Genomic DNA, 25284 nt, shown 5'->3' with positions numbered 1-25284 from the left:
TCTACTCGATCGCCATCGTCGCGGCGGTGCAGGTCACCGCGAAGATCGGAATCGCCTTCATGTGCAGGATGGTGCCCTTGCCGCGGGCGGCGGCGGCCACCGTGAGAAAGGTGCGGATCTCGAAGCCGCCCTGGCCCGCTTCGCGGTAGGTGGCCTCGTCGTTGTAGTCGGCCTGGGAGAGCAGGGCCTCGCGGTCGTTGGCGCACCAGCGTTCCATGAAGCTGCGGTCCCATTCTTCGTTGACCTTGCCCGAGTCGGGCGTGGCCGGCCAGTGCGAGATGCCCCCGGTGCCGATGATCGCGATGCGCTCGGGCGCCTTGTCGCAGGCGCGGCGCAGCGCTTCGCCGAAGGCCCAGGCCCGGTGCAGCGGCGTCAGCGGCGGCCCCTGGCAATTGATGTTGACCGGGATCACCTTGGTGTCGAACTTCGGCGTCAGGAAATGGAGCGGCACGATGATCCCGTGATCGAACTTCCATTCTTCGGCATAGGCCACGTCGACCGTCTGCATCACCTCGCGGATCAGCCGCTGCGACAGGGCGGCGTCGCCCGGAACGCGGGTCTTTTCGATGCCGAGCCACTTCGGGTCCTCGATCGGGCCTTCGTAGCTGTCGGCCATGCCGATCGCATAGGCCGGCATGTTGTTCATGAAGAAGTTCGCGAAGTGCTCGGCCGCGATCACGATCACGGCGTCGGGCTTTGTCGCATGCAGCGCCTCGCCCATGCGCCGGAACTGCGCATGGAACTCGTCCTTGACGGCCGGATCGGCCAGGTGGGCCCGGCCCGTGATGCCGGGAGCGTGACTGCACACGCCCGCGAATACGAGGCTCATACCCCTGCCACCTTTTCATCGTGGGCGGTGGTCATGGCATAGATGCCTGCGCGCACCGGCCCGTATTTCTGCACGCCCTCGCGCATCGCCGCGATGTAGTCCGCCCAGGGCATGCCGAGCAGGGGCGCGAAGTGCATCAGCAGCTGCCCGTTGCAGCCCAGTACATAGAGCTTGCCGATGTCGCCGCTGTCGATCGCCTCGCGCTCTTCGGCGTTCAAATCGTAGCCGTCGAGCAGCGTGGCGCGCGCCGCGCCGCCATCGGCATAGAGGCGCTGCACCTCGGGTTCGCGGTTCAGCGCGAACAGGAACTTCTGCATGGCATAGAGGCTCATGGCCGCGCTCCTCACACGCCCCAATGCGGAATGTGGTGGCTGCCCAGGCTCACCGCCACGTTCTTCGGTTCGCAGAAGACCTCGTAACTCCACGTGCCGCCCTCGCGGCCGGTGCCCGAGGCCTTGGTGCCGCCGAAGGGCTGGCGCAGGTCGCGCACGTTCTGGCTGTTGACGAAGCACATGCCGGCCTCGACCGCCGCGGCGACCCGGTGCGCCTTGCCGATGTTCTCGGTCCAGACGTAGCTCGACAGCCCGTAGGCGATGTCGTTGGCGAGCTGGATCGCATCCGCCTCGTCCTTGAACGGGATCAGGCAGGCCACCGGCCCGAAGATCTCGTCCTGGGCGATCTTCATGCGGTTGTCGACATCGGCGAAGACGGTGGGCAGCACGTAGTTGCCCTTCTTGACCCGGTCGGGAAGCTCGGGCGCGCCGAGGCCACCGCACAGGAGCGTCGCGCCTTCCTTCGGTCCCAGCTCGATGTAGCTGCGCACCTTGGCCAGGTGCGCCTGCGAGATCATCGGGCCGACGATGGTCTTCTCGTCGAGCGGGTCGCCGACCGCGATGCGCCTGGCGCGCTCGGCGAACTTCGCCGCGAAGTCGGCATAGATCGACTGCTGCACCAGGATGCGGGAGCCGGCCGTGCAGCGCTCGCCGTTGTTGCTGAAGATCATGAAGACCGCCGCATCGAGCGCGCGGTCGAGGTCGGCGTCGTCGAAGATCACGAACGGGCTCTTGCCGCCCAGCTCCATGCTGAACTTCTTCAGGCCGGCGCTCTTCACGATGCGGTTGCCGGTGGCGGTCGATCCGGTGAACGAGATCGCCCGGACGTCGGGGTGCGCCACCAGCGGCTCGCCGGCTTCCTTGCCGTAGCCGTGCACCAGGTTCAGCACGCCGGCCGGGATGCCGGCCTCGAGCGCCAGCTCGCCCAGGCGCGCGGCGGTCAGCGGCGACAGCTCGCTCATCTTCAGCACCGCCGTGTTGCCGAAGGCCAGGCAGGGCGCGACCTTCCAGGTGGCGGTCATGAAGGGCACGTTCCACGGCGAGATCAGCGCGCACACGCCCACCGGGTGGAACAGCGTGTAGTTCAGGTGCGTGGGCGTCGGGTAGGTGTGGCCGTCGACCCGGGTGCACATCTCGGCGAAGTAGTAGAAGTTGTCGGCCGCGCGCGGCACCAGTTGCTTGCCCGTTTGCGCGATGACCTGGCCGCAGTCGTTGGTCTCGGTCTGCGCGATCTCGGGCACGTTCCTGGCGATCAGGTCGCCGAGCTTGCGGATCAGCTTGGCGCGCTCGGGCGCGGGCAGGCCGGCCCACTTCGGGAAGGCCTCCTTGGCGGCGGCCACGGCCGCGTTCACTTCGGCCTCGCCGCCCGAGGCGACCTCGGCCAGCACTTCTTGCGTCGCCGGGTTGACGGTCTGGAAATAGTCGCGGCCGGCGACCGGCTTGCCGTCGATGAGGTGGTCGATCTGCATGGTGTGCGTGTCTCTTTCGGGGATGAACGGCTCAGGCCGCTGCGATGGTGTTGACCAGCGCGCCGATCTGCGCGATCTCGGTCACGATGACGTCGCCCGGCCGGCAGTCGACCACGCCATCGGGCGTGCCCGTGAGGATCAGGTCGCCAGGCTGCAAGGTCATGAAGCTGCTGAAGTACTCGATCAGGAAGGGCGCGTCGAAGATCATGTCCTTGGTGTTGCCCGACTGCGTGAGCTTGCCGTTGACCGTGGTGCTGAGCGCCAGCGCCATCGGGTCGGCGACGTCGTTGGCGTCGACCCGCCAGGGGCCGATCGGCGTGCAGGTGTCGCGGTTCTTCACGCGGAGGTTGGGGCGGTACCAGTTCTCGAGGTAGTCGCGGATCGCGTAGTCGTTGGCCACGGTATAACCGCCGATGAAGTCATAGGCGTCGTCGCGCCGGACCTTCTTCGCGGTCTTGCCGACCACGATCACCAGTTCGCATTCGTAGTGCATGAACTGGACCTCCGCCGGCCGGTAGGTGAGCTGGCGATGGCCGGTGAGCGTGCTCTCGCCCTTGACGAAGACCAGCGGCTCTTCGGGTGCCTTGAATTCCAGCTCCTTGGCGTGGTCGGCGTAGTTGAGTCCCAGCGCGAGGATGGTGCGCGGGCGCGGCACCGGCTGAAGCGGCGGCAGCCACGAGACCGCATCGGCCTCAACATGCCGGCCGTCGGCGAGGCGCAGGCGGCCTCCGTCTTCCACGGCGTCGTGCACCGCGTTTTCGAACAGGATGCGCGCGTGCTTCATGCCTGCTCCTTCACGAGGGTGTTGGCCAGGGCCTCAAAGCCGGGCGCGCTGATCTCGATGCGGTCGCCGGGGCGTGCCAGCGGGCGGCCGGCGTCGCAGCCGAGCATCAGCACCTCGCCATGCGCGAGCGTCATGAACTCGCCGACATCGGCCAGCAGCTGCGCGGCGCTGCGCACCGTCTGCGAGAAGTCGATCGACTGCTTCAGTTCGCCGTTGATGCGCACCTCGAGCCGGAACTGCGCCGGGTCGGCCACCTCCTGCGCATCGCGCATCGCCGCGCCGATGCCCAGGAAGCCGTCGACGCACTTGAACTTGACCGGCGGGCGGAAGAAGCTCGCATGCGGGATCGACAGGTCGTTCATGAGCACGAAGCCTTCGACGTCGTTGTCGACGCCGATCACCATCGCGACGGTGGCGCCGATCTCGACCGCATCGACCTGCGCCGGCACGGCGATCGCGCTGCCGTGCGGGCTCCAGGTGTTGGCGGTCTTGACGTAGAGCACGGGCGCCTTCGGCGGCGCCTTGTAGGGCGGCTGGTTCATCTGCGGCGCGAGGGCCTCGACCTCGGCGCGGAAGTTCAGCAGCACGCCGTAGACGGTGCCGGTCGGAGTAAAGCTCATGGTTGCTCCAATGCAATCAGTTCGTCGAGCAGTTGGTAGAGCTGGGCCAGCTTCTGCTTGCCCATCGCCTCTTCCATCCACGCGTAGTGGGCCTCGATGCTGGTCGAGAGCTGCGCCACCAACTGGCGTCCGCGGGCCGTGGCCTCGACCACGGTGCGGCGCTGGTCCTCGGGGTCGCGGCTGCGGGCGATGAGGCCGTCGCGCTCCATGCGGGCGAGCACGCCGGTCAGGCTCGGCCCGAGGATGAAGGCCTCGCGCGCCACCCGGCCGGTCTCGACTGCGCCATGTTCGCCCAGCACCCGCAGCACGCGCCATTGCTGGTCGGACAGCGCATGCTCGCGCAGGCTCGGCCGCGTATGGCCCATGACCGCCTCGCGCGCCTGCAGCAGCAGGCGCGGCAGGTTGCGGTGGGAGAAGGCGGTGCTGCGCATGTCCATGTTGGAGCGGATTATTTAATATATTAAATAGTTGGGTCAAGCGATGGAGGATGCGGGGAAACCCTTGGGTCGAAGCGCCAAATCCTGACACGCCCCGTAGCCCCCGAGGCGAAGCCATTCGCGGCAACGGCTGACGCGCCCCGACCCCGGCCGCATGGAACCATCGGTCTTCACCACCCAACCCCGAAAGATTCCATGAAGAAGATGCTGTTCGCACTCGCCGCCTCCCTCACCGTCCTGAGCGCCGGCGCCCAGGTCGGCAAGGCCGCCTCGGAGGCCACCGACGCGGCCAAGCACAAGATCGACGAGAAGCGCGCGGACAGCGAGGCCGAGAAGAGCGGCCCGGTCGGCAAGGCGGTCAACAACGTCAAGTCCGGCTATCACAAGAACCGCTCGAAGGCCTCGGCCGACAAGGCCAAGCAGTCGCTGAAGAACGCGGGCTGACGGGGCCTCAGGCCGGCGCCTGGCCCTTGACGGCCCAGGCGAGCGCCGCGTACGAGCGCGGCCCGTCGGCCTCGCCGTCGAGGTAGGCCGACTCGACCGCCTCGCGCAGCCGGGCGCGCTGCTCCGGGTCCAGCGTGGCCAGGTACTCGGCGACCGGGCCGTCCCGGCCTTCGAAGGGCGTCCAGTAGTCCGCGAAGGACGCGAACTCCATGCGGATTGAAAGCGAGGTCTCGGAGACGGACTTCAGCCCGGCGTCGCGCCATGCCTTGCCCAGTTCACCCGGCCGCGTCATCGGCCGCGTGTAGCTGCTGGCGCGGCGCTCCCTGCCTGCCGGGTCCAGCGCGGCCGCGGTGTCGAAAAACATGCGGTTCGAGACGAAGCCGCCGCGCGCGTCCCACACGGCCGCGCCGACCACCGCCCCGGGCTTGGCGACCCGCCGCATCTCGGCAATCGCCTTGGCCGTGTCCGGCACGAAGTGCAGCACCAGCAGCGACAGCACGCGGTCGAAGTGCCGGTCCGGGTAGGGCAGGGCGCAGGCGTCGCCGACCTCGAAGACGATCCGCGGGTCCTGGTTGTGGCGCCGCGCATGGGCGATGTAGGGCTCGGCCAGGTCGATGCCCCGCACCTCGCCGGCGCCGGTCCGGCGCGTGACCGCGAAGGCCAGGTGGCCGGTGCCGCAGCCGACGTCGAGCACCCGCTCGCCATCGGCGCTGCCCACGAAATCCAGGAAGGGCAGCGCCAGCTGGCGGCTCCAGCGGCCCATGAGCTTTTCGTACGCATCGGCGTCGCTGGCGACGAAGGTCGACGAGGCGGTGTTCATAGGCAATCCCCCTTTTCGCACCGCCACAGGCGTTGCTGGCCGATGCTAGGGTGCCGTCGACCGCGACGTCAACCTGGCCGGCCGGCAGTGCCCCCATCCCTGCAGACATCCGCCATCGGCGAGACAATGGCGCGCCTTTGTCCGCCGGCGCGGGCCGGGGCCTCCCACCCGAACCCCTCCGCGCATGCCATCCCCGTCCGCCGCTTCGCCTGCCTCGTCCCCGTCGTCCCCGTTCTCCCTGCGTCGCATCGCCGTCCCGGCCTTCGGCCCGTCGCTGCTGTTCGGCATCGGCGAGGGCGCCATCCTGCCGATCGTGCCGCTCACGGCGCGCGACCTCGGGGCCTCCGTCCCGATGGCGGCGCTGATGGTGGCGCTGATCGGCATCGGCTCGCTGCTCAACAACATCCCGGCCTCGTTCATCACGATGCGCTGGGGCGAGCGCTGGGCCATCGTCGCGGCCGGCGTCTGGAGCGCGCTCGGCATGGCGCTGTGCGTCTGGACCTCGCACCTGGCCCTGTTCGGGGCCGGCTGTTTCATGGTCGGCATGTCGCAGGCGATCTACAACCTGGCGCGCCAGAGCTACATGACCGAGGCCGTGCCCATCGCCTACCGGGCGCGGGCGCTGTCGACCTTGGGCGGCGTGATGCGCATCGGCATGTTCATCGGCCCGTTCCTGGCGGCGGCGGCGGTGCATGGCTTCGGCCTGCAGGCCGCCTACGTCGTCGGCATCGTCGGTGCCATGGGGGCGGCGATCGTGGGCGCACGCATTCCCGACCTCGAGGCGCCGCCGCTGCCGGCGGGCCATGCGGCGGCGGCCGCGCCGACCATCGCCTCGACCCTGCGCGACCGCAAGCATGTCTTCCTGACCCTGGGCATCGGCGTGGTGCTGATCAGCGCCGTGCGCGCATCGCGCCAGGCCGTGATCCCGCTGTGGGCCGACCACCTGGCGCTGGCGCCCTCGGTGGCCTCGCTGATCTACGGGCTGGCCGGCGGCATCGACATGCTGGTGTTCTATCCGGCCGGCAAGGTGATGGACCTGAAGGGCCGGGTCTGGGTCGCGGTGCCGTCGATGCTGATCATGGGGCTGGCGATGCTGCTGATGCCCCTGAGCACCGGCGCCCTGACGCTGCTGTGCGCGGCGCTGGCCATCGGCTTCGGCAACGGCATCGGCTCGGGGATCATCATGACCGTCGGCGCCGACCATTCGCCGCGCCACGGGCGCGCGCACTTCCTGGGCGTGTGGCGGCTGATGTCCGACATCGGCTCGTCCAGCGGCCCGGCGCTGCTGTCCTTCCTGGCCGCCAGCCTGTCGCTGGCGTCGGGGATCGCGGTGGTCGGGCTGATGGCCCTGGCCGCGGCGGCGACGCTGGGCTACTGGATTCCGCGCCACGGCGACCGCGGCGGGCGGCGCAAGCCGGGCTGAGCGGCTGCCGGCTACAGCAGGCCCAGGACCATCATCGCCAGCCCCACGATGCTGAGCACCCAAATCGCCGTGCGCAGATAGGCGATGCCGGCGCAGTAGACCGGCAGGTACAGCACCCGCGCCCAGAAGAAGATCTGCGCGCCCATCGCCACCTTCGGACTGGTCGCGCCCGCCGCATGCGCCACCAGCGCGATGGCGGCGAACAGCACGAAGTTCTCCAGCGTGTTGCGGGCTGCGCGCTCGGCACGCCCTGCGAGCGGCGTGGCGGGCGGAAGGTTCTCGCGGTTGCCCAACGCGAGCAGGGTGCCCGAAGGCGTCCAGCCCTTGACCCGGATGAGGCTGGCCACGAGCAGGGCGAGCCAGGTCAGGAGGGCCATGTAGATCACGAGCGTCAGGGTCGGGGTCATGTCGGGCTCCTTGCAAGTGCGCCCGCATTGTCGGCCCGGAGCGCCCGCCGCGCATCCCTACACTCACCCCCCATGGCCAAGGAAAAAACCCTCTTCGTCTGCAGCGAATGCGGCGGCACCAGCCCCAAGTGGCTCGGTAAATGCCCGAGCTGCGGCGCCTGGAACACATTGATCGAACAGGTCGGCCCGGCCCCGGGCGCGCCGGCCAACAACCGCTTCGGCACCCAGTTCAACTCGCTGGCCGGCTCGGCCGAACTCGCGACCCTGTCCGAAATCGAAGCCACCGACATCGCCCGCACGCCCACCGGCATCGACGAACTCGACCGCGTGCTGGGTGGCGGCATCGTCGACGGCGGCGTGACCCTGATCGGCGGCGACCCTGGCATCGGCAAGTCGACCTTGCTGCTGCAGGCGGTCGACGCGCTGCAGCACGCCGGCCGCAACGCGCTCTACGTCACGGGCGAGGAGAGCGGCGCGCAGGTGGCGCTGCGCTCGCGCCGGCTCGGCCTCGACCATTCGCAGGTGCAGGTGCTGGCCGAGATCCAGCTGGAGAAGATCATCGCCACGCTGGACGCGCACCGCCCGGCGATCGCGGTGATCGACTCGATCCAGACCGTCTACTCCGACCAGCTCACCTCGGCCCCGGGCTCGGTGGCGCAGGTGCGCGAATGCGCCGCGCACCTCACGCGCTTCGCCAAGGCCAGCGGCACCGCCATCGTGCTGGTGGGCCACGTCACCAAGGAGGGCGCGCTGGCCGGCCCGCGCGTGCTGGAGCACATGGTCGACACGGTGCTGTACTTCGAGGGCGACACGCATTCGAGCTTCCGGCTGGTGCGCGCCATCAAGAACCGCTTCGGCGCGGTCAACGAGATCGGCGTCTTCGCGATGACCGAGCGCGGCTTGAAGGGCGTGGCCAACCCGAGCGCGATCTTCCTGAGCCAGCACGCCGAGCCGGTGCCCGGCAGCGTGGTGCTGGTCACGCTGGAAGGCACGCGGCCGATGCTGGTCGAGATCCAGGCGCTGGTCGACGACGGCGGGCCCAGCCCGCGGCGCCTGTCGGTGGGCCTGGACCGCGACCGGCTGGCGATGCTGCTGGCGGTGCTGCACCGGCATGCGGGCGTGGCCTGCATGGACCAGGACGTGTTCGTCAACGCGGTGGGCGGCGTGCGCATCAGCGAGCCCGCGGCCGACCTGGCCGTGATGCTCGCGATCACGTCCAGCCTGCGCGGCAAGCCGCTGCCCAAGGGCTTCATCGCCTTCGGCGAAGTGGGCCTGGCGGGCGAAGTGCGGCCGGCGCCGCGCGGGCAGGAGCGGCTGCGCGAGGCGGCCAAGCTGGGCTTCAGCGTGGCGGTGGTGCCCAGGGCCAATGCGCCGCGCAAGGGCACCAAGGAGATCGAGGGGCTGACGATCCACGCCGTGGAGCGGATCGAAGAGGCGCTGGATATCGTGCGGCAGCTGCAGTAGGCGCCGCCCGGGCGGCCGTCAGCCGACCGAATCCCAATAGGGCGGATCGCCGAACGCCGCCTTGAGCGCATCCGTCATCGCCCGCAGCTTGGTCGAGGGCGAGCGACCTTCGGGATGCGCCACGTACAGGAATTCCTCCTCCGAAGGCAGGCCGATGTCGAGCGCCCGCAGCCTTCCGGCACGCAGCGACGCGCCGACGATGAAGGTGGGCAGCAGCGCAATGCCCAGGCCGGCCTCGCAGGCGTCGCGCATCATGTCGCCGTTGTTCACGCGCAGGGCGCGCGAGGCGCGCACCGACACCAGCTCGCCATCGCGGCGGAACTGCCAGTCGGCCGCGCCGCGGTTGGTATAGAAGACGCCGCGGTGGCGCTGCAGGTCCTCGGCGCTCGAGGGCTGGCCGTGCTGCGCCAGGTAGTCCGGCGAGGCGACCAGTGCGCGGCGGCTGCGCGCCAGCGTCCACGCCACCAGGCGTGAATCGGTCAGGGGCCCGTTGCGGACCACGCCGTCGTAGCCATCCGATGCGGCATCGACGCGCCGGTCGTCGAGTTCGAGCGTCAGCTCGACGCCCGGGTGGGCCGCGATGAAGGGATAGAGCGCCGGACCCAGGTGCATGCGCCCGAAGGTGACCGGCGCGGAAATCCGCAGCGGGCCGACTAGCGTGCCGCGCCGCTGCGCCAGCTCGGCAGTGGCCTCCTCGATCTCCCGCATGATGGCCGAGGCCCGCGCCAGGAAGGTGGCGCCGTCTTCGGTGAGCGTGAGCTTGCGCGTCGAGCGGTGCAGCAGCCGGACGCCGAGCTCTTTCTCAAGGTCGGCCAGGCGCTCGCTGACGACCGACTTCGAGAAGTTCAGTCGCCGCGAGGCTTCGCTGATGGAGCCAGACTCCGCGACCGCCACGAAGGTGGCCATGCCATCCAGCTTCACCATGCCCAGGGTCCTTGTTGTCACGCACGGCAAGCACTTTAGTCGTTCCTGCCTGCCGGGCGCCAAGGACCGCCTTCGCCTCAGGTGCGGGTGATGGAGGCGCCGCCGTCGACCAGCGATGCGGTGCCGGTGACGAAGGAAGCGTCGTCCGAGGCCAGGTACAGCACCGAACGCGCCAGCTCCTCGGGCCGCGCCACGCGCTTGAGCGCGTGCAGGTGGGTGACGAAGGACTGCGACTCCTTGGTGTCGTTCATCGTGCGGTACATGTCGGTGTCGACCGCGCCCGGCAGGATCGCATTGACGCGCACGCCTTGCGGGCCGTACTCGGCGGCCAGTGCCTGGGTCAATCCGACCAGGCCCGACTTGCTCGCCGCATAGGCGGCCACGCCGGGGAAGGCGAAGCTGTGGCCGACGAAGGTCGAGGTGAAGATCACCGACCCGCCTCCGTTCTCCAGCATCTGCGCGACCTGGTGCTTGGCACCGAGGAAGGCGCCGGTCAGGTTGATGGCCAGGGTGTCGGTCCAGCCGGCTTCGGTGATGCCGGTGCTGGGGCCGCCTTCGCCCAGGGTGCCGGCGTTGTTGAAGGCGACGTCGAGGCGGCCGTAGGTCGACACGGCCAGCGCGACCAGGGCGCGGGCGTAGTCTTCCGAGCGCACGTCGCCGGCCAGCGCGACGGCTTGGCCGCCGGCGGCGCGGATCTCGGCCACCAGCTGGTCGAGTTCGGCCGCGCGGCGTGCGCCGACCACCAGTCGGGCGCCTTCCGCGGCGAACAGCTTGGCGGTCGCATGGCCGATGCCGGCGCTGGCGCCGGTGATGAGGGCGACTTTTCCTTCGAGACGGTTCATGGTGGATCCTTTGATTGCGGGGTGAATGGAAGCGATGGATGAAGTGTGGGGTTGAGGGATCGTTTGGGGTAGCCGTTGGATGGCGATCTTGGCTTTCGGGAAAACCGAACGATGGGTGTGTTCGGCGGGCACCGGGGCTGTTTTTTCTCGGTATCTGGTGTCGAATCGCCGCAGGCTCATTCGACGTACCCATCGAGGGTCATCCTCTGCACATCCAGGAGAACGCAACCATGGCTACCCAAACCGTCCGTCTGCACCGCGTGCTGCGCACCCCACCCGACCGGGTCTACCGCGCCTTCGTCGAACCCAAGGCCTTCGAGCGCTGGCTCCCGCCCTTCGGCTTCACCGGCGAAGTCCACAGCATGGAGCCCGTGGTCGGCGGCGCCTGGCGCATGTCGTTCACCACCTTCGGCAGCGGCCACAGCCACTCGTTCGGCGGCAAGTACCTCGAACTCGTGCCAGGCCAGCGCATCGCCTACGACGCGAGCTTCGACGACCCCAACCTGCCGGGCACCATGAAGACCACCGTGACCCTCACCGCCGTGTCCTGCGGCACCGACGTGGCCATCGTGCAGGAAGGCATCCCCGAGATGATTCCCGTCGAGATGTGCTATCTGGGCTGGCAGGAGTCGCTGGTGGCGCTGGCCCAGTTGGTCGAGCCGAACATCCCGGGTTGAGGCGCCTGACTCGCGGCCGCGCCAGGCCGGTGGGTTGCGCGATGAAGCCCCCGGACTCGCGCGTCTCCACCGCCCAGTTGCGCTCGGATCGGGGTGGTCATGGGGGCTGCCGCTCGACCAATTGCTTCAACGCCGCCAGGTCGCGCCGCACGTGGGCGACGTCCGCCTCGAAGCTCTGCGCGCTGGCATCCGCCGGCCGAAGGACGACGAAACTCAGCAGGCTGCCGTCGCCGCAGGGCGTGACCCGGAACGCGTTGTGGACGCTGACGCCGTTGGGCAGCGTGACGTCGTGGTCGAGCACGCCGAAGTCATTGGGGGGCGCCATCGCGACCTTGACCTCGCCCATCGGCGAGTCGGCGAACCATTCGCCGCCGCGCTGCGCGATGCCCTTGGCCAGGCCGGACGCCCAGAGCGGCAGCTTGTCCATCTGGCGGGCAAAGGCGTAGACGACGTCGGCCGGGACATCGACCGCCTGGCTGACGACCACTGCTTCGTTCGACATCGCCATGCTGTTCCTTTCGACCGGTTCTGCATGGATTGTGGCCTTGGCAGGCGATGCAATGCGCTGGGCCGTTGTTACCCTTTGAGCGAATAATTGTTCACCAAACCGTCGGAAAGCCCTAAGATCGCCCCGTGAAACCCAAGGACGAAGAAAAGCTCCGCGCCATCGCCGAGGCCACGTTCACGCTGGTCGAGCAGACCGGCCTGAGCGGCCTCACCATGGCGGCCATCGCGCGCGAGGCGGGCCTGGCCACGGGCACGCTCTACGTCTACTTCAAGTCCAAGGAAGAGCTGATGGTCGCGCTGTACGAGCAGGCCAAGACTTCGACCACCGCCAGCCTGATGCAGGGCGACGACACCCAGGCGCCGTTTCGCAGCCGCTTCCAGCACATGTGGATGAACTGGCTCGACCACCGCCTCACGCACTATGCGCAAGTCGTGTTCATCGAGCAGTACTACAACTCCCCCTGGTTCAGCGAAGAGAGCCGCAATCTCTCGGCCCGGCTCATCAAGGGCTGGATCGACCTGATCGAGAGCGCCAAGTCGCAGCAGATATTGAAAGACGTGCCCACCGTGCTGCTCATCAACAGCTTCGGCGGCTCGGTGCGCGAGACCGCCAACCTGTTGCGCTCGGGCGCACTGAAACGCACCGACGCCAACCTGGCGATGGCCTTCGGCCTCTGCTGGGACGGCATCAAGGCCTGAACCCTCTTGACCTCCCCAAGCCACAGGTCTATTGTTTAGCTGAATTTTTGTTCACCCAAAAGAAGAGAACCCCACCATGACCACCCTCAGCATCAACGGCAAGGACCGCCAGGTCGACGCCGACCCCTCCACCCCCATCCTCTGGGCCTTGCGCGACACGCTGGGCATGACCGGCACCAAGTTCGGCTGCGGCGCGGCGCTGTGCGGCGCCTGCACGGTGCATCTCAACGGCCAGCCGATCCGTTCGTGCGTGACGCCGATCTCGGCCGCGGCGGGCCAGAAGATCACCACCATCGAAGCCGTCACCGACGGCAGCGACAAGGTCGGCAAGGCCGTGAGCGCCGCCTGGGTCAAGCATGACGTGGCGCAGTGCGGCTACTGTCAAAGCGGGCAGATCATGTCGGCCACCGCCTTCCTCAAGACGGTCGCGCCCGGCAAGCTGCCCAGCGATGCCGACATCGATTCGGCGATGGCCGGCAACATCTGCCGCTGCGGCACCTACGCGCGCATCCGCGCCGCGGTCGCCGACGCCGCCAAGGCCCTGGCTTGAAGAACAAAGGAGTCACCATGAACTTCGACCCAGCCACCTTCGAACTCCCCGCCAACCTGCGCGCACGCGTGACGACGCGCGACGACGACCACGCCGAACCCCAGGGCCTCCCGCGCCGCAGCTTCCTCAAGCTCACGGCGGCGGGCGGCTTCGCGCTCGGCGTCTTCCCGGCGGCCGTGCTGGCGCAGGACGACAGCAAGAACGCAGCCGCCGCAGCACCCGCCAAGCCCGCCGGCCTGAAGCCGCTGCAGCAGCCGGCCGCCTTCGTGCACATCGACCGCGACGGCACCACCACCATCACCATCAACCGGCTCGACTTCGGGCAGGGCGTGCAGACCGGCCTGCCGATGATCCTGGCCGAAGAACTCGACGCCGACTGGTCGAAGGTCAAGAGCGTGCACGGCAGCAACGACCCGGCCTACGTCGACCCCGCCTTCGGCATGCACATCACGGGCGGCTCGGGCTCGATCAAGAACTCGTACACGCAGTACCGCGAACTCGGTGCCCGCATGCGCGCCATGCTGGTCGGCGCGGCGGCGGCCCAGTGGAAGCTCGCCCCGGCCTCGCTGCAGACGCGCGACGGCTTCGTCATCAGCCCCCTCGGCAAGAAGCTCGGCTACGGCGAGCTGGCCGAATCGGCGATGAAGCAGCCCGTGCCCGAGACGGTCAAGCTCAAGGACCCGAAGGACTTTCGCCTCATCGGCAAGCCCACCGGCCGGCTCGATGCCAAGGCCAAGTCCAGCGGCCACCAGAACTACGGCATCGACATCAAGCTGCCCGGCATGCTGACCGCCGTGGTGGCCCATCCGCCGGTGTTCGGCGCCAAGGTGAAGTCGGTGGACGACAGCGCCGCGAAGGCGATCAAGGGCGTCAAGGCCGTGCTGCGCGTGCCGCTCGACCGCGGCGCCGAAGGCGTGGCCGTGGTCGCCGATGGCTACTGGCCCGCCAAGCAGGGCCGCGATGCGCTCAAGATCGAATGGGACGCGAGCGCCGTCGAGAAGGTCGACAGCGACAAGCAGCTGGTGCAGTACCGCGAACTCGCCACCAAGCCCGGCGCGCGCAAGTACGACGCCGACGTCTCGAAGATCGCCAGCGCGCCGCACAAGATCGATGCCGAGTTCGTCTTCCCCTACCTCGCGCATGCGCCGATGGAGCCGCTCAACTGCACCGTCCACCTGGTCGGCGGCAAGGCGGTCGTCTGGACCGGCACGCAGATGCCCGGCATCGACGGCCTGGCAGCCGCCAAGGTGCTGGGCGTGCCGCCCGAGAACGTCAAGGTCAACGTGCAGATGGCGGGCGGCGGCTTCGGCCGGCGCGGCCTCTTGACCAGCGACTTCGTGGTCGAGGCCTGCGGCGTGGTCAAGGCTGCGCAGGCGGCGGGCATCAAGGCGCCGATCCGCACCTTGTGGAGCCGCGAGGACGACATCAAGGGCGGCTACTACCGCCCGATGCACCTGCACACCGCCAAGATCGGCTTCGACGCGCAGGGCAATGTCACGGGCTGGGACCACGTCATCGTCGGGCAGTCGCTGCTGATGGGCAGCATGTTCGAGCCGATGATGGTCAAGGACGGCATCGACGCCACCGCGGTCGAGGGCATGAAAGAGCCCTACGCGCTGCCGATGCGGCTCACGGTGCACCACCCCAAACTCAACGTGCCGGTGCTGTGGTGGCGCAGCGTGGGTTCGACCCACACCGCCTTCGTCATGGAGACGCTGCTCGACGAGATCGCGCGCACCACCAAGCAGGACCCGGTCGCCTACCGCATGAAGCTCATCGGCGACAAGCACCCGCGCCACAAGGCGGCGCTGCAGCTGGCGGTCGACAAGTCCGGCTACGGCAAGAAGAAGCTCGAAGCCGGCCGCGCCTGGGGCGTGGCGGTGCACGAGTCTTTCGACTCGGTGGTCGCCTATGTGGTCGAGGCTTCGGTGAAGGACGGCACGCCCACGCTGCACAACGTGACGGCGGGCGTGCACTGCAACCTGGTGGTCAATCCGAAAAGCGTGGAGGCGCAGGTGCAGGGCGGTGCGGTGATGGCGCTGTCGATGTGCCTGCCGGGTGCCGCGATCACCTTGAAGGACGGCGTGGTGCAGCAGAGCAACTTCGGCGACTTCGTGGTGCCGCGGATGACGGACATGCCGCAGATTGCGGTGTTCACGGTGCCGAGTGCGGATGCGCCTACGGGGATGGGCGAGCCGGGGTTGCCGCCGCTGGCGCCGGCGTTTGCGAATGCAGTGGCGGCGATCACGGGCAAGGCGGTGCGGGCGCTGCCTTTCAAGCTGGCTTGAAGACGAGCGGGCCCGTGCGCAGATCGATGGCAAGCCTCTGCGCGGTGGCGCTGGCCACGCTCTGCGCCATCGCCCTGCCGGCCGGGTCGACACGCGCCGAGCCGGCCCGCGTCGACCCCGTCGGCGCGGGCTGGAACGCCGCGGCGCTGGACGCGCTGATCGACTATGTCGCCCGCCAGAAGTCGACCGGCCTGGTCATCTTCCAGGACGACAAGCTCATCGCCGAGAAACTCTGGCCGCCGGCCGCGGATGCGAGGGGATTCCGCGCCGCCTTCGTGCACGGCACGGCGGCGGACGGCGCAACGCTGGAGGACGTCGCCTCGCAGCAGAAGAGCTTCGTCGCGATCCTCGCCGGCATCGCGGTCGACAAGGGCCTGCTGGATGTGTCGCGGCCCGTGTCGTCGTACATCGGCGCCGGGTGGTCGAAGGCGACGCCGCAGCAGGAGGCCGCGATTGCCGTGCGCAACCTGATGGAGATGAATTCGGGGTTGAAGGAAGACCTGAGCTTCGACGCGGCGCCGGACACGAAGTTCTTCTACAACACGCCAGGCTATGCGGTGATGAAGCCGGTGCTCGAAGCGGCTGCGAAGCTACCGCTCGATGAGATCACGCAAGCCTGGCTTGCGCGCCCCGCCGCCATGCATGACACGGCCTGGCGCAAGCGCCCGGCGCTGATGGCCGACGTCGGCAACCCAACCGGCCTGGTCACGACGCCGGGGGATATCGCCCGCATGGGGCAGGTCGTGTTGAATGGAGGAGTGACGGACGCGGGCGTGCGTGTGATCTCGAAGGCGCGACTCGACGCGCTGTTCGTGCCGACGAAGACGAATCCTTCTTATGGGCGCCTGTGGTGGCTCAATGGCGGCGTTGAAACTGTGGGCGCCGGCGCCGATCCGCGTCGCCGGCCCGGTCCCTTGGTCGCGGCCGCTCCGGCGGACATGGTCGCGGCGATAGGCGCGCTGGATCGCAGGCTGTTCGTCGTGCCGAGCCGCAAGCTGGTCGTCGTGCGCACGGGGCTGGTCGCGTCGGATCGGGACTTTGACGAGCAACTTTGGCGGCTGCTGGTGAGGGCGATGCCGGCGAATTGATGGAGCGAAAGGTGGACGCAGACGATTCCGGGGGATGGTTCGGATCGCGGCGGTACCCGGTCGTGCGCCAGATACGAGAGGCGCTGGCATACTGTGCGAGTCGCGTCGGCAACGGCGTGATCGGGTTTGGAAGCCCGAAATTCAATCTCTCGGCTGAAGCCGCATTTGCCTCTACGGCATGCGGCTTCTTCGTTCGTGCCTTCATTTTTGGCGGCTCGAACGGGAGGACGAAAGTCCTGCCGGTTTCTTGCCAGAGATTGCCCGGTCTTCCAACCTGTTCGAGCTGCCGCCTTCGTTCGGAAGCGGGTGCGGCAGTTTCAGCAAGCTGCAATCTCCAGGGAGGCCCAAAAAATGGCCAAGACCGTTCGCACCACGGCGACCAAATCCGCCAGGTCAAAAACCACCAAGCGCACGGCCGCGGGCGACGACCCGGCAAGAAGCGCCGAAACAAAGAAGCACGCCAAGAAAGAGGCCGTCATCGCGGCGGCGTTGCGCGTCGAGGGCGCGTTCTACAACTTGCGCTGGGCGCATTGCGCCTACGACTGCGTACAGAGTTTCCTGGCGTCGCTCAACACGCGGAACGCCGAGGGGCTGCTTGTCGAGCCTCGTGAGTTGACGGCCTTGGTGGAACTGGTCAATGCAGAAATGGGGCGGCGCATCCAGACGGTGGAGAAGGCGATTCACGCGGCGCGCAAGGTGATGCACTGACGTGTGGGGAGGGCTTGGGCCCTTCATGCGGCCGTGTGCGCTGGAACCTGTTGCTCGAAGTGCGCGTGCCGACCAGGGCACGCTCATCGCCCCGTCTCCTCTTTTGACGTTGCGGATGAAACCGCCACCATCCCCAACTTCTGCGCGTGATGCCTTTCCGATTTTGGTCAACACTCACCTTTATCGCTCAGTCCATAGGTGCAAGCATATGGATCGTGCCAATTGTTGTGCTTGTAATAGAGATTCACAACGTCGCCCCTGTTGAAGGTGAAAAGCGCAGTGCCGCTGGAATATAAAATCCATTTTCCAAACGAGCCATCGCTGAATTTCAGTGAACCTTCCGCGTAGCAGGAGCTGAAGCGATCGGTCGTTAGAACGTAGGATTCAACCGGATAGGCCCTGTTGAAGAATCTTATTGCTTGATTCTTCGTGGGCCTAAATTTCTTGCAGGCCCTTGCCGCATTTTCGTTCTGTACGGAATCGAGGTTCAATCCGACTGCGTCAATTTCGATGCTCTTCACGGTCCTTGCGTGGCTATGCCCCATGACCATCAGGGCAAAAAGAGCAAACGCTGCTTTAATGGTCGGTGCCCTATGTTTTTTTACCATTTGGCGGTACTTGCTTCCGTGGCGTTCTTTCTTGCTAGCTCGGGATGGCGATATATTTCGCTCATGGAGACATTCAATGTCTCCGAAAGCTCGCGCACCAGCCACTTCAATGAAGCGTTCTGTTGATCGTTGACGGGCTCGTAAACCTTTTCCTTTTGTTCGGGAGTCTTTTGAGAAATCCCGACAATTTCTATTCCAATTGAATCCATATTTAAAGGATAGCGATCTGGCCATTGCTTTTTGTACTCCCTGTCCGAAATGGCCTGCGGCTTCCATGCTTTCTCCAGTCCGCTCATTGTCTTGAGTTCGGCAGGCGTGCATTTCTGAGTATTGAGGCAGCGCGATCGGGCCATTCCTGCGTGATTCGTGGTCTTGTAGAGTGAGGCCGTTTGGTAGATCGATCCATCTTTATCAATTAAAAAATGTGCGCCATTTGCGCCGGCACCCTTGTAGCTATTAAAGGCAGAGTCGGCAGTTGATCCGTCGGTTTGATGGACTATTATTCCGTTGACTTTGTCCATCTTTCTGCGCTCGATGCTTGGGAAGATTTTCACCTTGATTTTCTCTGCGTCGACGTGGCCCGCTCTAGTGATGTAAAGCATTCTTGTCTCCTTTCACAGTTCGTGATTCTGTTGAATGTCGTAGCCGGCTGATACCGTGCCCCCGGAACCGCCCTGCTGGTTCTGCATGACGTATTCCTGCTTCACGCGGGCAAAGGCGAGGCTGACTGCTTCTCGCGGGCGCGACATGGTGGCGGTGAGCGCGGGCGCAACCTTGGTGACGATCACATTGCCCAACGTGATCGTGAGGTACTCCAGCGGTGAGCCCCCGGCCTTTCTCACGACAAGGATGGCCGTTTCGATGTGCTTGCCCGTCAGGCAATACTTGAGCAGGTTGGGGCTCGCTCGATCCACGTAGTGGTCAAAGGTGAGGTCGCTGACGGTGGCCTTGCCTGCGCCGCCACCGCTGCCAGCGTGCATGGTGGATTGCTGTGTGATCTCCCACTCCCAATCCAGGACTTCAATTTCATCCTTATGGGTGGCATCTTGTGATTCACCGGCAATGCCGTTCACTTTCAGAAAAATATCTTGCGACATGTATTTTCGTTCCCTGAATGTCAGGCAAGCGACGTGCGCCTGACCCGCTGCACGGTATCGCATGGCAGACGCAACCAGGCATTGAGGTCTGCATTTCCGGAACACTCTTTCGACAGAACCAGATCTGTCTCGCATCGCCGCCCGCATCTTGGAAAAATTGAGCGCGTGCCCTCATTCAGGGGAGTAGGGCTGGCCTGAATTTGAGGCCCTCAAGATTTGCAGGAACGCCTCGTCTTCGACGATGCGGATGAAGCCACCACCATCCCCGGCTTCCGTGCGTGATGAGCCTTCAGAAAGAGCAGCCGGCGGCCCTGCGCAGGAGGCCTTCAATCCGTTTGCTTCAACGCCCGCCGCAAGGCATCGTGCAGCTGCAGGTATGCGACGTGGTCCTTGTCTTTCAGCAACGCCAGGTCGGACGCGATCCGCCCGAGTCGTTCCGCCGCGCCGTCGAGCTTCACGTTCTCGATCTCGTCCCGCATCGTCATGAATTCCCCCAGCGGCCCGGTCTCAGGCGGCTTGGGTGCGCATCGAGGATCAGTACGCGAAGAGCATCCGAGACGCGGCCGATCTGGCAACCGTAGCTGTGCTTGGCAACGATGTCGGCCTCGGTCTCGGTCTCGGGCGCCGTGGAGCACCTGCGCCTGGGATGCCTCCTTTCACCAGACCAGACGCGTCTTGGCAGGCCCGAACGCTGAGTGCAGTTCGTCAGTTCGGAGGCTTCAAGTGCTGCAGGGGCCGTTGGGTTCCGGGCGTCGCGAGGTGAGAGCGGAAGGAGTGCGGACCGGAACTTTGTCACACGATCGCAGGTTCAATCGCCGGCGATGCACCTCCCCCTCCGAAAGGGAGGGGCGACCTCTCCATTCGGCAACGGAGACTCCGTTTCAGCGATTCCGACCCAGCTTTCAAGGTGCGTTCGCCAGTCGCCCAATCGAGCCTCACCTGATGCCCGTCGCAGCGTGCATCGCGGGAAGCTCTCCCCCCGTCCCGAAGTCCGGGCTCGGACCACCAACAGGAATCTGAAATGAAGAAAATCATCATCGCCGCGGCCCTCATCGCTGCATCGTTCGCTGCCTCTGCGCAGGTCTACCACCGCGGCTACACCACGAGCAACGGCACCTACGTGCAGCCGCACTACCAGTCGAGCCCGAACGGTACGGTCAACGACAACTACGGCACCCAGGGCAATGTGAACCCGTACACCGGCGTGTACGGCACGCGTCCGCGCCAATACTGAGCCATGAAACGCCTGGCCGTGATCGTGTTGGTTCTGGCCTGCGCCCCCTTGTGGGCGCAGGTGCGCGAGCCGAAATGCAGCAAGAGCACTGTGCAAGCCCAGTGCTCGCCGCTCGATGGTGGTGCCACCGTCCACAACCCCAACGTCGCCCAGGCGCCCGACTGAGGCAGGAAAGATCGCTTCGCTTGGCGCAACGGTTGGACCAGAGATCAGCTTTGGCCCCACGCTCAGGCTCGGACATATTGCACAGTTCCTGCTTGATTGATCGCGACGTCGCGTCCGGCCAGGACTCGACAACGCCATGATGCCCAGCTCATCGCCTTCAAAACCCATGGCCGTCCTCCTCCCCGTACTCAGCACTTGCGTCGCCCGCATGACCTCCGGCGAGCGCCGCCTCGCCGAGCGCCTGCAGCAGAAGCTCGACGACGACTACCTGCTCTGGTACGACGTGCCCATCGGCCCCAGGCAGTGCCATCCCGACTTCGTCGTGCTGCACCCGCGCCGAGGCCTCTTGATCCTGGAGACCAAGGACTGGCGCCTCGACACCATCCGGAAGGCCAGCCGGGGCGACTGGGTGATCGCGCCCGACGGCGTCCCCAAGAGCGTGCCCAACCCCATCGAGCAGGCCCGCCACCAGACGCTGCAGGTGGTCGATGCCCTCAAGCGCGACGCGCAGCTGATCGTTCACGAGGGCAAGTGGCAAGGCATGCTCACCTTCCCGTGGAGCTACGGCGTGGTCTTCACGCGCATCACGCGCAAGCAGTTCGATGCGGCCGGCCTCGGCAATGCGATCGAGCCGAACCGCGTGATCTGCTCCGACGAAATGCTGGAGGAATGCGAGCCCGAGCCCTTCCAGCGCCGGTTGTGGGAGATGTTTCCGCGGCTCATGAGCGGCACGCTCTCGCTGCCCCAGATCGACCGCGTGCGCTGGAACCTGTTCCCCGAAGTGCGCGTGGCCGAGCAGGGTACGCTCTTCGCGGCATCGCCGTTCGACGATGCGGACGAAGCCGCCACCATCCCCGACTTCCTGCGCGTGATGGACCTGCAGCAGGAGCAGCTGGCGCGCAGCCTCGGCGACGGCCACCGCGTGATCCACGGCGTGGCCGGCTCCGGCAAGACCATGATCCTGGGCTACCGCGCGGAGTACCTGGCCAAGGCCGCTGCCGGCGCCGACGCGGCCAAGCCGGTGCTCGTGCTTTGCTACAACGAGCCGCTGGCGGTCAAGCTGCAGGCCGTGATGCAGGCCAGGCAGTTGGCCGGCCGTGTGCATGTGCGGCACTTCCACAAGTGGTGCCGCGACCAGCTGGTGGCCTTCGGCCAGCCGCTGCCGCCCAACGGCTTGCCCGTGGGCCCGTTCATGGAGCAGATGGTGCAGAACGTCATCGACGGCGTCGATCGCCGCATGATCCCTTCGGGCCAGTACCTGGCGGTGCTGGTCGACGAGGGCCACGACTTCGCGCCCGAATGGCTCAAGCTGGTCACGCAGATGGTCGACCCCCACACCAACAGCCTGCTGCTGCTGTACGACGATGCGCAGAGCATCTACGACAAGCGGCGCGGCGGTAAGCCCTTCAGCTTCAAGAGCGTGGGCGTGCAGGCGCAGGGCCGAACCACCATCCTGAAGATCAACTACCGCAACACCCGCCAGATCCTGCAGGCCGCCAGCGTGATGGCGACCGATCTGCTGCGCCCGCAGGAGAAGGACGACGACGGCATCCCGCTGCTGCACCCCGTGAGCTGCGGCCGCGACGGCTCCGAGCCGATCGTCATCGACCTGCCGACCCCGCGCGAGCAGGCCGAGCGTATCGCCGAGCTGATGGCCAGCGCCCACAACGAAGGCCATGCCTGGGGCGACATGGCGGTGCTGTGCCGCAGCTGGGCCCTGATGGACGAATGCGCGAAGGCACTGAACCGCCGCCGCCTGCCGCACAAGGTGCGCAAGGGCGCGCGCGACTTCGACCCGTTGGCCGACACCATCAAGGTGATGACCCTGCATGCGAGCAAGGGGCTGGAGTTTCCGGTGGTGGCGGTGATGGGGGCGCGGCAGGCCATGGCGGGTGGGCGTGGCAGCGCGGCGGAGGAGGGGGATCCGCTGGAGGAGATGCGACTGTTCTATGTGGGGGCGACGCGGGCGACTTCGCGGCTGATTGTGGCGAATGCGGTGAGGCAGTAGTCGGCCAGGTACGCCCACCTCGCGGTCGAGCAGCGAGCCGAAAACGAGCTACCCGCCCGCAGCGCCAAAGCCGCTCAATCCGTCTGCTTCAACGCGCGCCCCAAAGCATCCCGCAGTTTCAGGTACCCATCGCGATCCTTGTCCTTCAGCAACGCCAGGTCGGACGCAATCCGCCCGAGCCGCTCCGCCGCCCCATCGACCTTCACTTTCTCGATCTCGTCCCACATCGTCATGAATTCCCCTAGAGGCCCGGTCTCGGGCGGCTTGGGATGCGCATCGAGGATCAGTGCGCGAAGCGCATCCGAGATGCGGCCGATCTGGCGACCGTAGCTGTGCTTGGCAACGATGTCGACTTCGGTCTCGGGCGCGGTGGAGTTGTTGCTGTTGATGTTCAGCGACCAGCCGGGCAGGATGGGCTGGACGAAGGCACCGGGCGGCTGTTGCAACCACTGGCGCCAGAGGTCGAAGGCATTCCAGTTCGCGGTCTGGTTTGCGGACATCGACTTCCTCCTCTATGGAAATGGCCCACAGCCGTGCCTGGGCGGGTTGTTGTCAGCGCCGGGTAGGGCCGGGCGCGGCGTTTTTGGGGAGTGAAAGGCGCGAGCCTCGTTCGATTCATTGATCGCGAAACGAGCTACCCCCCAATGAAGTAGCGGCGCTTGATGTCCTTCTCGGAACCCTTCTTGAAATGCGTGGGAACCCATTCTCGGGGCGATTCGAACAGGTCTTGCGGCTTCCAGGTGTTGCGTGCCGCGCTTCCTACCTCTGCGAGGTGCCGCTTCACGGATTCACGAAAGCGATGGTGCGCGAAGACCCGCATGAACTCACCGAAGAAGATGTCGGCGACCCGCGTGTCTCCCCGGATCAACAACATGTTCTCGTCGTTCTCGTTCACGCTGGCAGCGCTGAAATTTGCGGAGCCGGCGAGGGTGACCGGCTTGTCTCCCAACGGATCGATCAGCATGAACTTGGTGTGAATCCAGTTGACATTCACTCCGATGGGATCGCTCTCCTTCCGCCAGCCGTCGATCCAATCGACATGGATGTGATTCCCGAGCGCCATGCCGATGTTCGGATGACGGCGAATTCGTTCGATGTCTTCGATCGCCGCAGCTCGGGACGCTTTGTTGCCGCCATTGACGTACTTGTCGAGCAGCGCAAACCGAAGCACCCCGTCACTCACATCGAAGGCCGGCCGGAAATCCTTGACGATTCCAAACGGAAACGTCATGAACAGGGGACGGCCAGCCGATGCGAGCTCGATCCACCACTTGAATACGCCCTCGCCGCGGTGAGGCGAGAAGATGGGCAGAATCTCGTCGCCATCGTCGATCGGAGGGAGCGCATTTTCAGCTTCGGTCCAGTCCTTGAGCTCTTCGGGGTCAGGGTCTTCGTGCAGCTTCTGCCAGTATGCAAGATAGCGAGCGGCCACGGCCTTGTCCCGGACGACGTGGCCAAAGTTCAATTGCCCGTACAGGGCATTGCGGCTGATGTTCGTGGAGCCGGTCCAGACGGCAACCGGTTTGCCGTTGCGGCTCAGCACGATGAACTTGTTGTGCATCAGCTTGGCCTTCTTGCGTGCGATGGCGATGCCGCTCTTGAACTTGACCTTCTTGAGGACCTTGCCGTTCTTTGTTCCGGTCACGTCGCTGCCGGCGTGGTAGATGAGCTTGACCTCTGCGCCGGAGGCGCTGGCCCCTTTGATCGCTGACAACACATCGGTCCAGGGCTGACCGTCCGGGAGGCTGAGCTCGTAGAGGGCCGCGTGCAGGCTGTAGCTTTCGTCTTTCGCCAAAGCGATGAATTCGATCAGCGCTGGCACCAGGTCACGCGCAAGCCAGGTGTATGCGGGTGCGCCGGCCTCGTCCAGTGTTTGCCCGGGAAAGCGCTGCACGAAAGCCTGTGAAGCGATGGCGCCACGGTTGAAGTGGAGGTCATGCTTGCCTGCACTCAATGGCTCCGTTTCGATCGTCACATCTGTCGCTTGCTGCTCTTCCAGGCTCCCGGGGCGACCGAACGTGGGGATGACGCGGTACTTGTACCTGTAGCCGGGCTTTGCGGTGTAGTCTGCCCATTGGAAGACCTGGAAGGGATGCTGCCGGCTGCTCGCGTCTTCGAACCCAGTAGGAGGACGAATGCTGGCAAACGTCTTGTTGCCGCGCAGCCAGATGGTCTCGTCTTCGATCAAGTCTGTCCGTTGGATGGCGAAACCCATGAGTCGCCGTGCATCTTGCTCGCGCATGTCGAAGGCGAGAAAGACGACGTGCGTGCCGCTGATGGCGCGGACATTGACGAGCCCGGATGCTGCTTTGCGCATGATCTCCTCCAGCAACTGCCCTCGGACGGCAGGGTCCCTCGTGTTTGCGCCAAGGCGTCGAGGTGCTGGCGCGGACTTCAGTCTCCCTGACGACTGGACCATCGCGCCTCCACAGTTTTGGGGAGGTGCAATCACTGACCTGGTTTCGGATTGACCATCCGCGTGATCTTGGCGGCCTCAAGTTCATGCAAATGAGCACGCGGTCGAGCAGCGAGTCGAAAGCCGTCGGTATAGTTTCGCGGCGCTGGCACCTTCAACAACGACGCCTCGTCGAACATGGCATTCACCGGAAAACTCAGAACCTGGAACGACGAGCGTGGCTACGGCTTCATCGCGCCGCGAGACGGCGGCCGCAAGCTTTGCTCGCAGATGACATCTTGCAGCGAGGCCAAGTTCTTCCTGAAGAACTGTCCCGGCACTCGAATGGACGGGAATCACGACGGTGTTCCCTGCGAGCAGCAGTGGTGTACCAGTTTCCTGGCGAAGTAGGCTGGCGGCCTACCCGCGATCGACCGGCAGGCCCTCCGGGCCCGATGCGTCGCT

Annotated in this window: 30 protein-coding genes; 13 read left to right on the top strand and 17 right to left on the bottom strand. The window is 66.2% G+C overall.

Annotated features, from left to right (window positions below):
• Position 1: 1 nt before the first annotated feature.
• The 6 genes from QTI33_RS22435 to hpaR are packed head-to-tail and all read right to left on the bottom strand — an operon-like array spanning position 2 to position 4465.
• Positions 2 to 829, bottom strand: coding sequence for a DODA-type extradiol aromatic ring-opening family dioxygenase (locus tag QTI33_RS22435; protein ID WP_286508522.1), 828 nt, complete (start codon positions 827 to 829; stop codon positions 2 to 4).
• Positions 826 to 1161, bottom strand: a complete 336-nt coding sequence (locus tag QTI33_RS22430; RefSeq protein WP_286508521.1) for an aromatic ring-opening dioxygenase subunit LigA — start codon at positions 1159 to 1161, stop codon at positions 826 to 828. The genes QTI33_RS22435 and QTI33_RS22430 overlap by 4 nt, the downstream gene beginning before the upstream one ends.
• Positions 1162 to 1172: 11 nt before the next feature.
• A complete protein-coding gene (hpaE, locus tag QTI33_RS22425; RefSeq protein WP_286508520.1) occupies positions 1173 to 2630 on the bottom strand; it encodes a 5-carboxymethyl-2-hydroxymuconate semialdehyde dehydrogenase in 1458 nt (485 codons plus the stop codon).
• Positions 2631 to 2661: 31 nt separating this feature from the next.
• Entirely contained in the window at positions 2662 to 3414 is a 753-nt protein-coding gene (locus QTI33_RS22420; protein WP_286508519.1) for a fumarylacetoacetate hydrolase family protein, read from the bottom strand.
• Positions 3411 to 4034: a fumarylacetoacetate hydrolase family protein gene (locus QTI33_RS22415; protein ID WP_286508518.1), complete on the bottom strand. Its 624-nt coding sequence runs from the start codon at positions 4032 to 4034 to the stop codon at positions 3411 to 3413. The genes QTI33_RS22420 and QTI33_RS22415 overlap by 4 nt, the downstream gene beginning before the upstream one ends.
• Positions 4031 to 4465, bottom strand: a complete 435-nt coding sequence (gene hpaR / locus QTI33_RS22410; protein WP_286508516.1) for a homoprotocatechuate degradation operon regulator HpaR — start codon at positions 4463 to 4465, stop codon at positions 4031 to 4033. The genes QTI33_RS22415 and hpaR overlap by 4 nt, the downstream gene beginning before the upstream one ends.
• Before the next feature lie 201 nt (positions 4466 to 4666).
• On the opposite strand from hpaR, the gene QTI33_RS22405 reads away from it, so the two are divergent.
• Complete coding sequence (locus tag QTI33_RS22405; protein ID WP_286508515.1) at positions 4667 to 4915, top strand: hypothetical protein; 249 nt, start codon at positions 4667 to 4669, stop codon at positions 4913 to 4915.
• Between the two features lie 7 nt (positions 4916 to 4922).
• Here the strand turns inward: QTI33_RS22405 and QTI33_RS22400 are convergent, their stop codons facing one another.
• A complete protein-coding gene (locus QTI33_RS22400) occupies positions 4923 to 5735 on the bottom strand; it encodes a class I SAM-dependent methyltransferase (RefSeq protein ID WP_286508513.1) in 813 nt (270 codons plus the stop codon).
• Between the two features lie 184 nt (positions 5736 to 5919).
• Between QTI33_RS22400 and QTI33_RS22395 the strand changes: the two genes are divergently transcribed.
• The gene (locus QTI33_RS22395; RefSeq protein ID WP_286508512.1) at positions 5920 to 7158 is read left to right on the top strand and encodes an MFS transporter; all 1239 of its coding nucleotides are present in this window, start codon (positions 5920 to 5922) and stop codon (positions 7156 to 7158) included.
• A gap of 11 nt (positions 7159 to 7169) precedes the next feature.
• On the opposite strand, the gene QTI33_RS22390 is transcribed toward QTI33_RS22395, so the two are convergent.
• On the bottom strand, positions 7170 to 7565 hold the full coding sequence (locus tag QTI33_RS22390) for an MAPEG family protein (RefSeq protein WP_286508510.1): 396 nt from the start codon (positions 7563 to 7565) through the stop codon (positions 7170 to 7172).
• 72 nt (positions 7566 to 7637) lie between these two features.
• Between QTI33_RS22390 and radA the strand changes: the two genes are divergently transcribed.
• Positions 7638 to 9029 (top strand): DNA repair protein RadA, encoded by a 1392-nt coding sequence (radA, locus tag QTI33_RS22385; protein WP_286508508.1) that lies wholly within the window; start codon positions 7638 to 7640, stop codon positions 9027 to 9029.
• 18 nt (positions 9030 to 9047) lie between these two features.
• Here the strand turns inward: radA and QTI33_RS22380 are convergent, their stop codons facing one another.
• Together QTI33_RS22380 and QTI33_RS22375 are read right to left on the bottom strand one after the other, a co-directional pair.
• On the bottom strand, positions 9048 to 9953 hold the full coding sequence (locus QTI33_RS22380) for a LysR family transcriptional regulator (RefSeq protein ID WP_286508506.1): 906 nt from the start codon (positions 9951 to 9953) through the stop codon (positions 9048 to 9050).
• Between the two features lie 77 nt (positions 9954 to 10030).
• Positions 10031 to 10795 carry an SDR family oxidoreductase gene (locus QTI33_RS22375; RefSeq protein ID WP_286508505.1) on the bottom strand — a complete coding sequence of 255 codons (765 nt, stop codon included), beginning with the start codon at positions 10793 to 10795 and terminating at the stop codon, positions 10031 to 10033.
• A gap of 230 nt (positions 10796 to 11025) precedes the next feature.
• Here QTI33_RS22375 and QTI33_RS22370 point away from each other — a divergent pair, with 230 nt between their 5' ends.
• Positions 11026 to 11472 (top strand): SRPBCC family protein, encoded by a 447-nt coding sequence (locus QTI33_RS22370; protein WP_286508504.1) that lies wholly within the window; start codon positions 11026 to 11028, stop codon positions 11470 to 11472.
• Positions 11473 to 11569: 97 nt separating this feature from the next.
• On the opposite strand, the gene QTI33_RS22365 is transcribed toward QTI33_RS22370, so the two are convergent.
• Positions 11570 to 11974, bottom strand: a complete 405-nt coding sequence (locus QTI33_RS22365) for an SRPBCC family protein (RefSeq protein ID WP_286508503.1) — start codon at positions 11972 to 11974, stop codon at positions 11570 to 11572.
• Between the two features lie 131 nt (positions 11975 to 12105).
• Here QTI33_RS22365 and QTI33_RS22360 point away from each other — a divergent pair, with 131 nt between their 5' ends.
• The 5 genes from QTI33_RS22360 (at position 12106) to QTI33_RS22340 (ending at position 17312) form a co-directional block, all read left to right on the top strand.
• Complete coding sequence (locus tag QTI33_RS22360; RefSeq protein ID WP_286508502.1) at positions 12106 to 12678, top strand: TetR/AcrR family transcriptional regulator; 573 nt, start codon at positions 12106 to 12108, stop codon at positions 12676 to 12678.
• 76 nt (positions 12679 to 12754) lie between these two features.
• Positions 12755 to 13228 carry a (2Fe-2S)-binding protein gene (locus QTI33_RS22355; RefSeq protein ID WP_286508501.1) on the top strand — a complete coding sequence of 158 codons (474 nt, stop codon included), beginning with the start codon at positions 12755 to 12757 and terminating at the stop codon, positions 13226 to 13228.
• A gap of 17 nt (positions 13229 to 13245) precedes the next feature.
• Positions 13246 to 15516, top strand: a complete 2271-nt coding sequence (locus QTI33_RS22350) for a xanthine dehydrogenase family protein molybdopterin-binding subunit (protein ID WP_286508499.1) — start codon at positions 13246 to 13248, stop codon at positions 15514 to 15516.
• A 26-nt stretch (positions 15517 to 15542) separates the two neighbouring features.
• Complete coding sequence (locus QTI33_RS22345) at positions 15543 to 16604, top strand: serine hydrolase domain-containing protein (protein ID WP_286508497.1); 1062 nt, start codon at positions 15543 to 15545, stop codon at positions 16602 to 16604.
• Between the two features lie 351 nt (positions 16605 to 16955).
• Complete coding sequence (locus QTI33_RS22340; RefSeq protein ID WP_286508495.1) at positions 16956 to 17312, top strand: hypothetical protein; 357 nt, start codon at positions 16956 to 16958, stop codon at positions 17310 to 17312.
• A 167-nt stretch (positions 17313 to 17479) separates the two neighbouring features.
• Here QTI33_RS22340 and QTI33_RS22335 read toward each other — a convergent pair whose 3' ends face one another.
• The 4 genes from QTI33_RS22335 to QTI33_RS22320 all read right to left on the bottom strand — a co-directional run bounded on the left by QTI33_RS22335 (position 17480) and on the right by QTI33_RS22320 (position 19496).
• Complete coding sequence (locus QTI33_RS22335; RefSeq protein ID WP_286508492.1) at positions 17480 to 17920, bottom strand: hypothetical protein; 441 nt, start codon at positions 17918 to 17920, stop codon at positions 17480 to 17482.
• Complete coding sequence (locus tag QTI33_RS22330; RefSeq protein ID WP_286508490.1) at positions 17914 to 18522, bottom strand: peptidoglycan recognition protein family protein; 609 nt, start codon at positions 18520 to 18522, stop codon at positions 17914 to 17916. The genes QTI33_RS22335 and QTI33_RS22330 overlap by 7 nt, the downstream gene beginning before the upstream one ends.
• A gap of 12 nt (positions 18523 to 18534) precedes the next feature.
• On the bottom strand, positions 18535 to 19017 hold the full coding sequence (locus QTI33_RS22325; RefSeq protein ID WP_286508488.1) for an Hcp family type VI secretion system effector: 483 nt from the start codon (positions 19015 to 19017) through the stop codon (positions 18535 to 18537).
• Between the two features lie 326 nt (positions 19018 to 19343).
• On the bottom strand, positions 19344 to 19496 hold the full coding sequence (locus QTI33_RS22320; RefSeq protein WP_286508486.1) for a hypothetical protein: 153 nt from the start codon (positions 19494 to 19496) through the stop codon (positions 19344 to 19346).
• Between the two features lie 542 nt (positions 19497 to 20038).
• Here QTI33_RS22320 and QTI33_RS22315 point away from each other — a divergent pair.
• The 3 genes from QTI33_RS22315 to QTI33_RS22305 all read left to right on the top strand — a co-directional run bounded on the left by QTI33_RS22315 (position 20039) and on the right by QTI33_RS22305 (position 22424).
• Positions 20039 to 20251, top strand: a complete 213-nt coding sequence (locus QTI33_RS22315) for a hypothetical protein (protein ID WP_286508484.1) — start codon at positions 20039 to 20041, stop codon at positions 20249 to 20251.
• 3 nt (positions 20252 to 20254) lie between these two features.
• Positions 20255 to 20416, top strand: coding sequence for a hypothetical protein (locus QTI33_RS22310; RefSeq protein ID WP_286508482.1), 162 nt, complete (start codon positions 20255 to 20257; stop codon positions 20414 to 20416).
• Between the two features lie 166 nt (positions 20417 to 20582).
• The gene (locus QTI33_RS22305) at positions 20583 to 22424 is read left to right on the top strand and encodes a 3'-5' exonuclease (protein ID WP_286508480.1); all 1842 of its coding nucleotides are present in this window, start codon (positions 20583 to 20585) and stop codon (positions 22422 to 22424) included.
• A gap of 74 nt (positions 22425 to 22498) precedes the next feature.
• On the opposite strand, the gene QTI33_RS22300 is transcribed toward QTI33_RS22305, so the two are convergent.
• A complete protein-coding gene (locus tag QTI33_RS22300; protein ID WP_286508478.1) occupies positions 22499 to 22924 on the bottom strand; it encodes a hypothetical protein in 426 nt (141 codons plus the stop codon).
• 134 nt (positions 22925 to 23058) lie between these two features.
• Entirely contained in the window at positions 23059 to 24741 is a 1683-nt protein-coding gene (locus QTI33_RS22295) for a phospholipase D-like domain-containing protein (RefSeq protein WP_286508476.1), read from the bottom strand.
• Between the two features lie 276 nt (positions 24742 to 25017).
• On the opposite strand from QTI33_RS22295, the gene QTI33_RS22290 reads away from it, so the two are divergent.
• Positions 25018 to 25230 carry an excalibur calcium-binding domain-containing protein gene (locus QTI33_RS22290; RefSeq protein ID WP_286508475.1) on the top strand — a complete coding sequence of 71 codons (213 nt, stop codon included), beginning with the start codon at positions 25018 to 25020 and terminating at the stop codon, positions 25228 to 25230.
• The last annotated feature ends 54 nt before the right edge of the window (positions 25231 to 25284 follow it).

Origin of the sequence: Variovorax davisae (assembly GCF_030316845.1) — a bacterium.
Lineage (GTDB): Bacteria > Pseudomonadota > Gammaproteobacteria > Burkholderiales > Burkholderiaceae_C > Variovorax > Variovorax davisae.
This window is presented reverse-complemented; position numbering and strand designations above follow the sequence as displayed.

Excerpts from the sequence above, each read along its gene's own strand:
- QTI33_RS22430 (WP_286508521.1), bottom strand. The coding sequence starts at position 1,161 with ATGAGCCTCTATGCCATGCAGAAGTTCCTGTTCGCGCTGAACCGCGAA.
- QTI33_RS22335 (WP_286508492.1), bottom strand. The coding sequence starts at position 17,920 with ATGGTAAAAAAACATAGGGCACCGACCATTAAAGCAGCGTTTGCTCTT.
- QTI33_RS22375 (WP_286508505.1), bottom strand. The coding sequence starts at position 10,795 with ATGAACCGTCTCGAAGGAAAAGTCGCCCTCATCACCGGCGCCAGCGCC.
- QTI33_RS22400 (WP_286508513.1), bottom strand. The coding sequence starts at position 5,735 with ATGAACACCGCCTCGTCGACCTTCGTCGCCAGCGACGCCGATGCGTAC.
- QTI33_RS22365 (WP_286508503.1), bottom strand. The coding sequence starts at position 11,974 with ATGTCGAACGAAGCAGTGGTCGTCAGCCAGGCGGTCGATGTCCCGGCC.
- QTI33_RS22320 (WP_286508486.1), bottom strand. The coding sequence starts at position 19,496 with ATGCGGGACGAGATCGAGAACGTGAAGCTCGACGGCGCGGCGGAACGA.
- hpaE (WP_286508520.1), bottom strand. The coding sequence starts at position 2,630 with ATGCAGATCGACCACCTCATCGACGGCAAGCCGGTCGCCGGCCGCGAC.
- QTI33_RS22370 (WP_286508504.1), top strand. The coding sequence starts at position 11,026 with ATGGCTACCCAAACCGTCCGTCTGCACCGCGTGCTGCGCACCCCACCC.
- QTI33_RS22315 (WP_286508484.1), top strand. The coding sequence starts at position 20,039 with ATGAAGAAAATCATCATCGCCGCGGCCCTCATCGCTGCATCGTTCGCT.
- radA (WP_286508508.1), top strand. The coding sequence starts at position 7,638 with ATGGCCAAGGAAAAAACCCTCTTCGTCTGCAGCGAATGCGGCGGCACC.
- QTI33_RS22435 (WP_286508522.1), bottom strand. The coding sequence starts at position 829 with ATGAGCCTCGTATTCGCGGGCGTGTGCAGTCACGCTCCCGGCATCACG.
- QTI33_RS22305 (WP_286508480.1), top strand. The coding sequence starts at position 20,583 with ATGGCCGTCCTCCTCCCCGTACTCAGCACTTGCGTCGCCCGCATGACC.
- QTI33_RS22415 (WP_286508518.1), bottom strand. The coding sequence starts at position 4,034 with ATGAGCTTTACTCCGACCGGCACCGTCTACGGCGTGCTGCTGAACTTC.
- QTI33_RS22325 (WP_286508488.1), bottom strand. The coding sequence starts at position 19,017 with ATGTCGCAAGATATTTTTCTGAAAGTGAACGGCATTGCCGGTGAATCA.
- QTI33_RS22380 (WP_286508506.1), bottom strand. The coding sequence starts at position 9,953 with ATGGTGAAGCTGGATGGCATGGCCACCTTCGTGGCGGTCGCGGAGTCT.
- QTI33_RS22350 (WP_286508499.1), top strand. The coding sequence starts at position 13,246 with ATGAACTTCGACCCAGCCACCTTCGAACTCCCCGCCAACCTGCGCGCA.
- QTI33_RS22405 (WP_286508515.1), top strand. The coding sequence starts at position 4,667 with ATGAAGAAGATGCTGTTCGCACTCGCCGCCTCCCTCACCGTCCTGAGC.
- QTI33_RS22390 (WP_286508510.1), bottom strand. The coding sequence starts at position 7,565 with ATGACCCCGACCCTGACGCTCGTGATCTACATGGCCCTCCTGACCTGG.
- QTI33_RS22300 (WP_286508478.1), bottom strand. The coding sequence starts at position 22,924 with ATGTCCGCAAACCAGACCGCGAACTGGAATGCCTTCGACCTCTGGCGC.
- QTI33_RS22295 (WP_286508476.1), bottom strand. The coding sequence starts at position 24,741 with ATGCGCAAAGCAGCATCCGGGCTCGTCAATGTCCGCGCCATCAGCGGC.
- QTI33_RS22290 (WP_286508475.1), top strand. The coding sequence starts at position 25,018 with ATGGCATTCACCGGAAAACTCAGAACCTGGAACGACGAGCGTGGCTAC.
- hpaR (WP_286508516.1), bottom strand. The coding sequence starts at position 4,465 with ATGCGCAGCACCGCCTTCTCCCACCGCAACCTGCCGCGCCTGCTGCTG.
- QTI33_RS22395 (WP_286508512.1), top strand. The coding sequence starts at position 5,920 with ATGCCATCCCCGTCCGCCGCTTCGCCTGCCTCGTCCCCGTCGTCCCCG.
- QTI33_RS22355 (WP_286508501.1), top strand. The coding sequence starts at position 12,755 with ATGACCACCCTCAGCATCAACGGCAAGGACCGCCAGGTCGACGCCGAC.
- QTI33_RS22340 (WP_286508495.1), top strand. The coding sequence starts at position 16,956 with ATGGCCAAGACCGTTCGCACCACGGCGACCAAATCCGCCAGGTCAAAA.
- QTI33_RS22345 (WP_286508497.1), top strand. The coding sequence starts at position 15,543 with ATGGCAAGCCTCTGCGCGGTGGCGCTGGCCACGCTCTGCGCCATCGCC.
- QTI33_RS22330 (WP_286508490.1), bottom strand. The coding sequence starts at position 18,522 with ATGCTTTACATCACTAGAGCGGGCCACGTCGACGCAGAGAAAATCAAG.
- QTI33_RS22310 (WP_286508482.1), top strand. The coding sequence starts at position 20,255 with ATGAAACGCCTGGCCGTGATCGTGTTGGTTCTGGCCTGCGCCCCCTTG.
- QTI33_RS22420 (WP_286508519.1), bottom strand. The coding sequence starts at position 3,414 with ATGAAGCACGCGCGCATCCTGTTCGAAAACGCGGTGCACGACGCCGTG.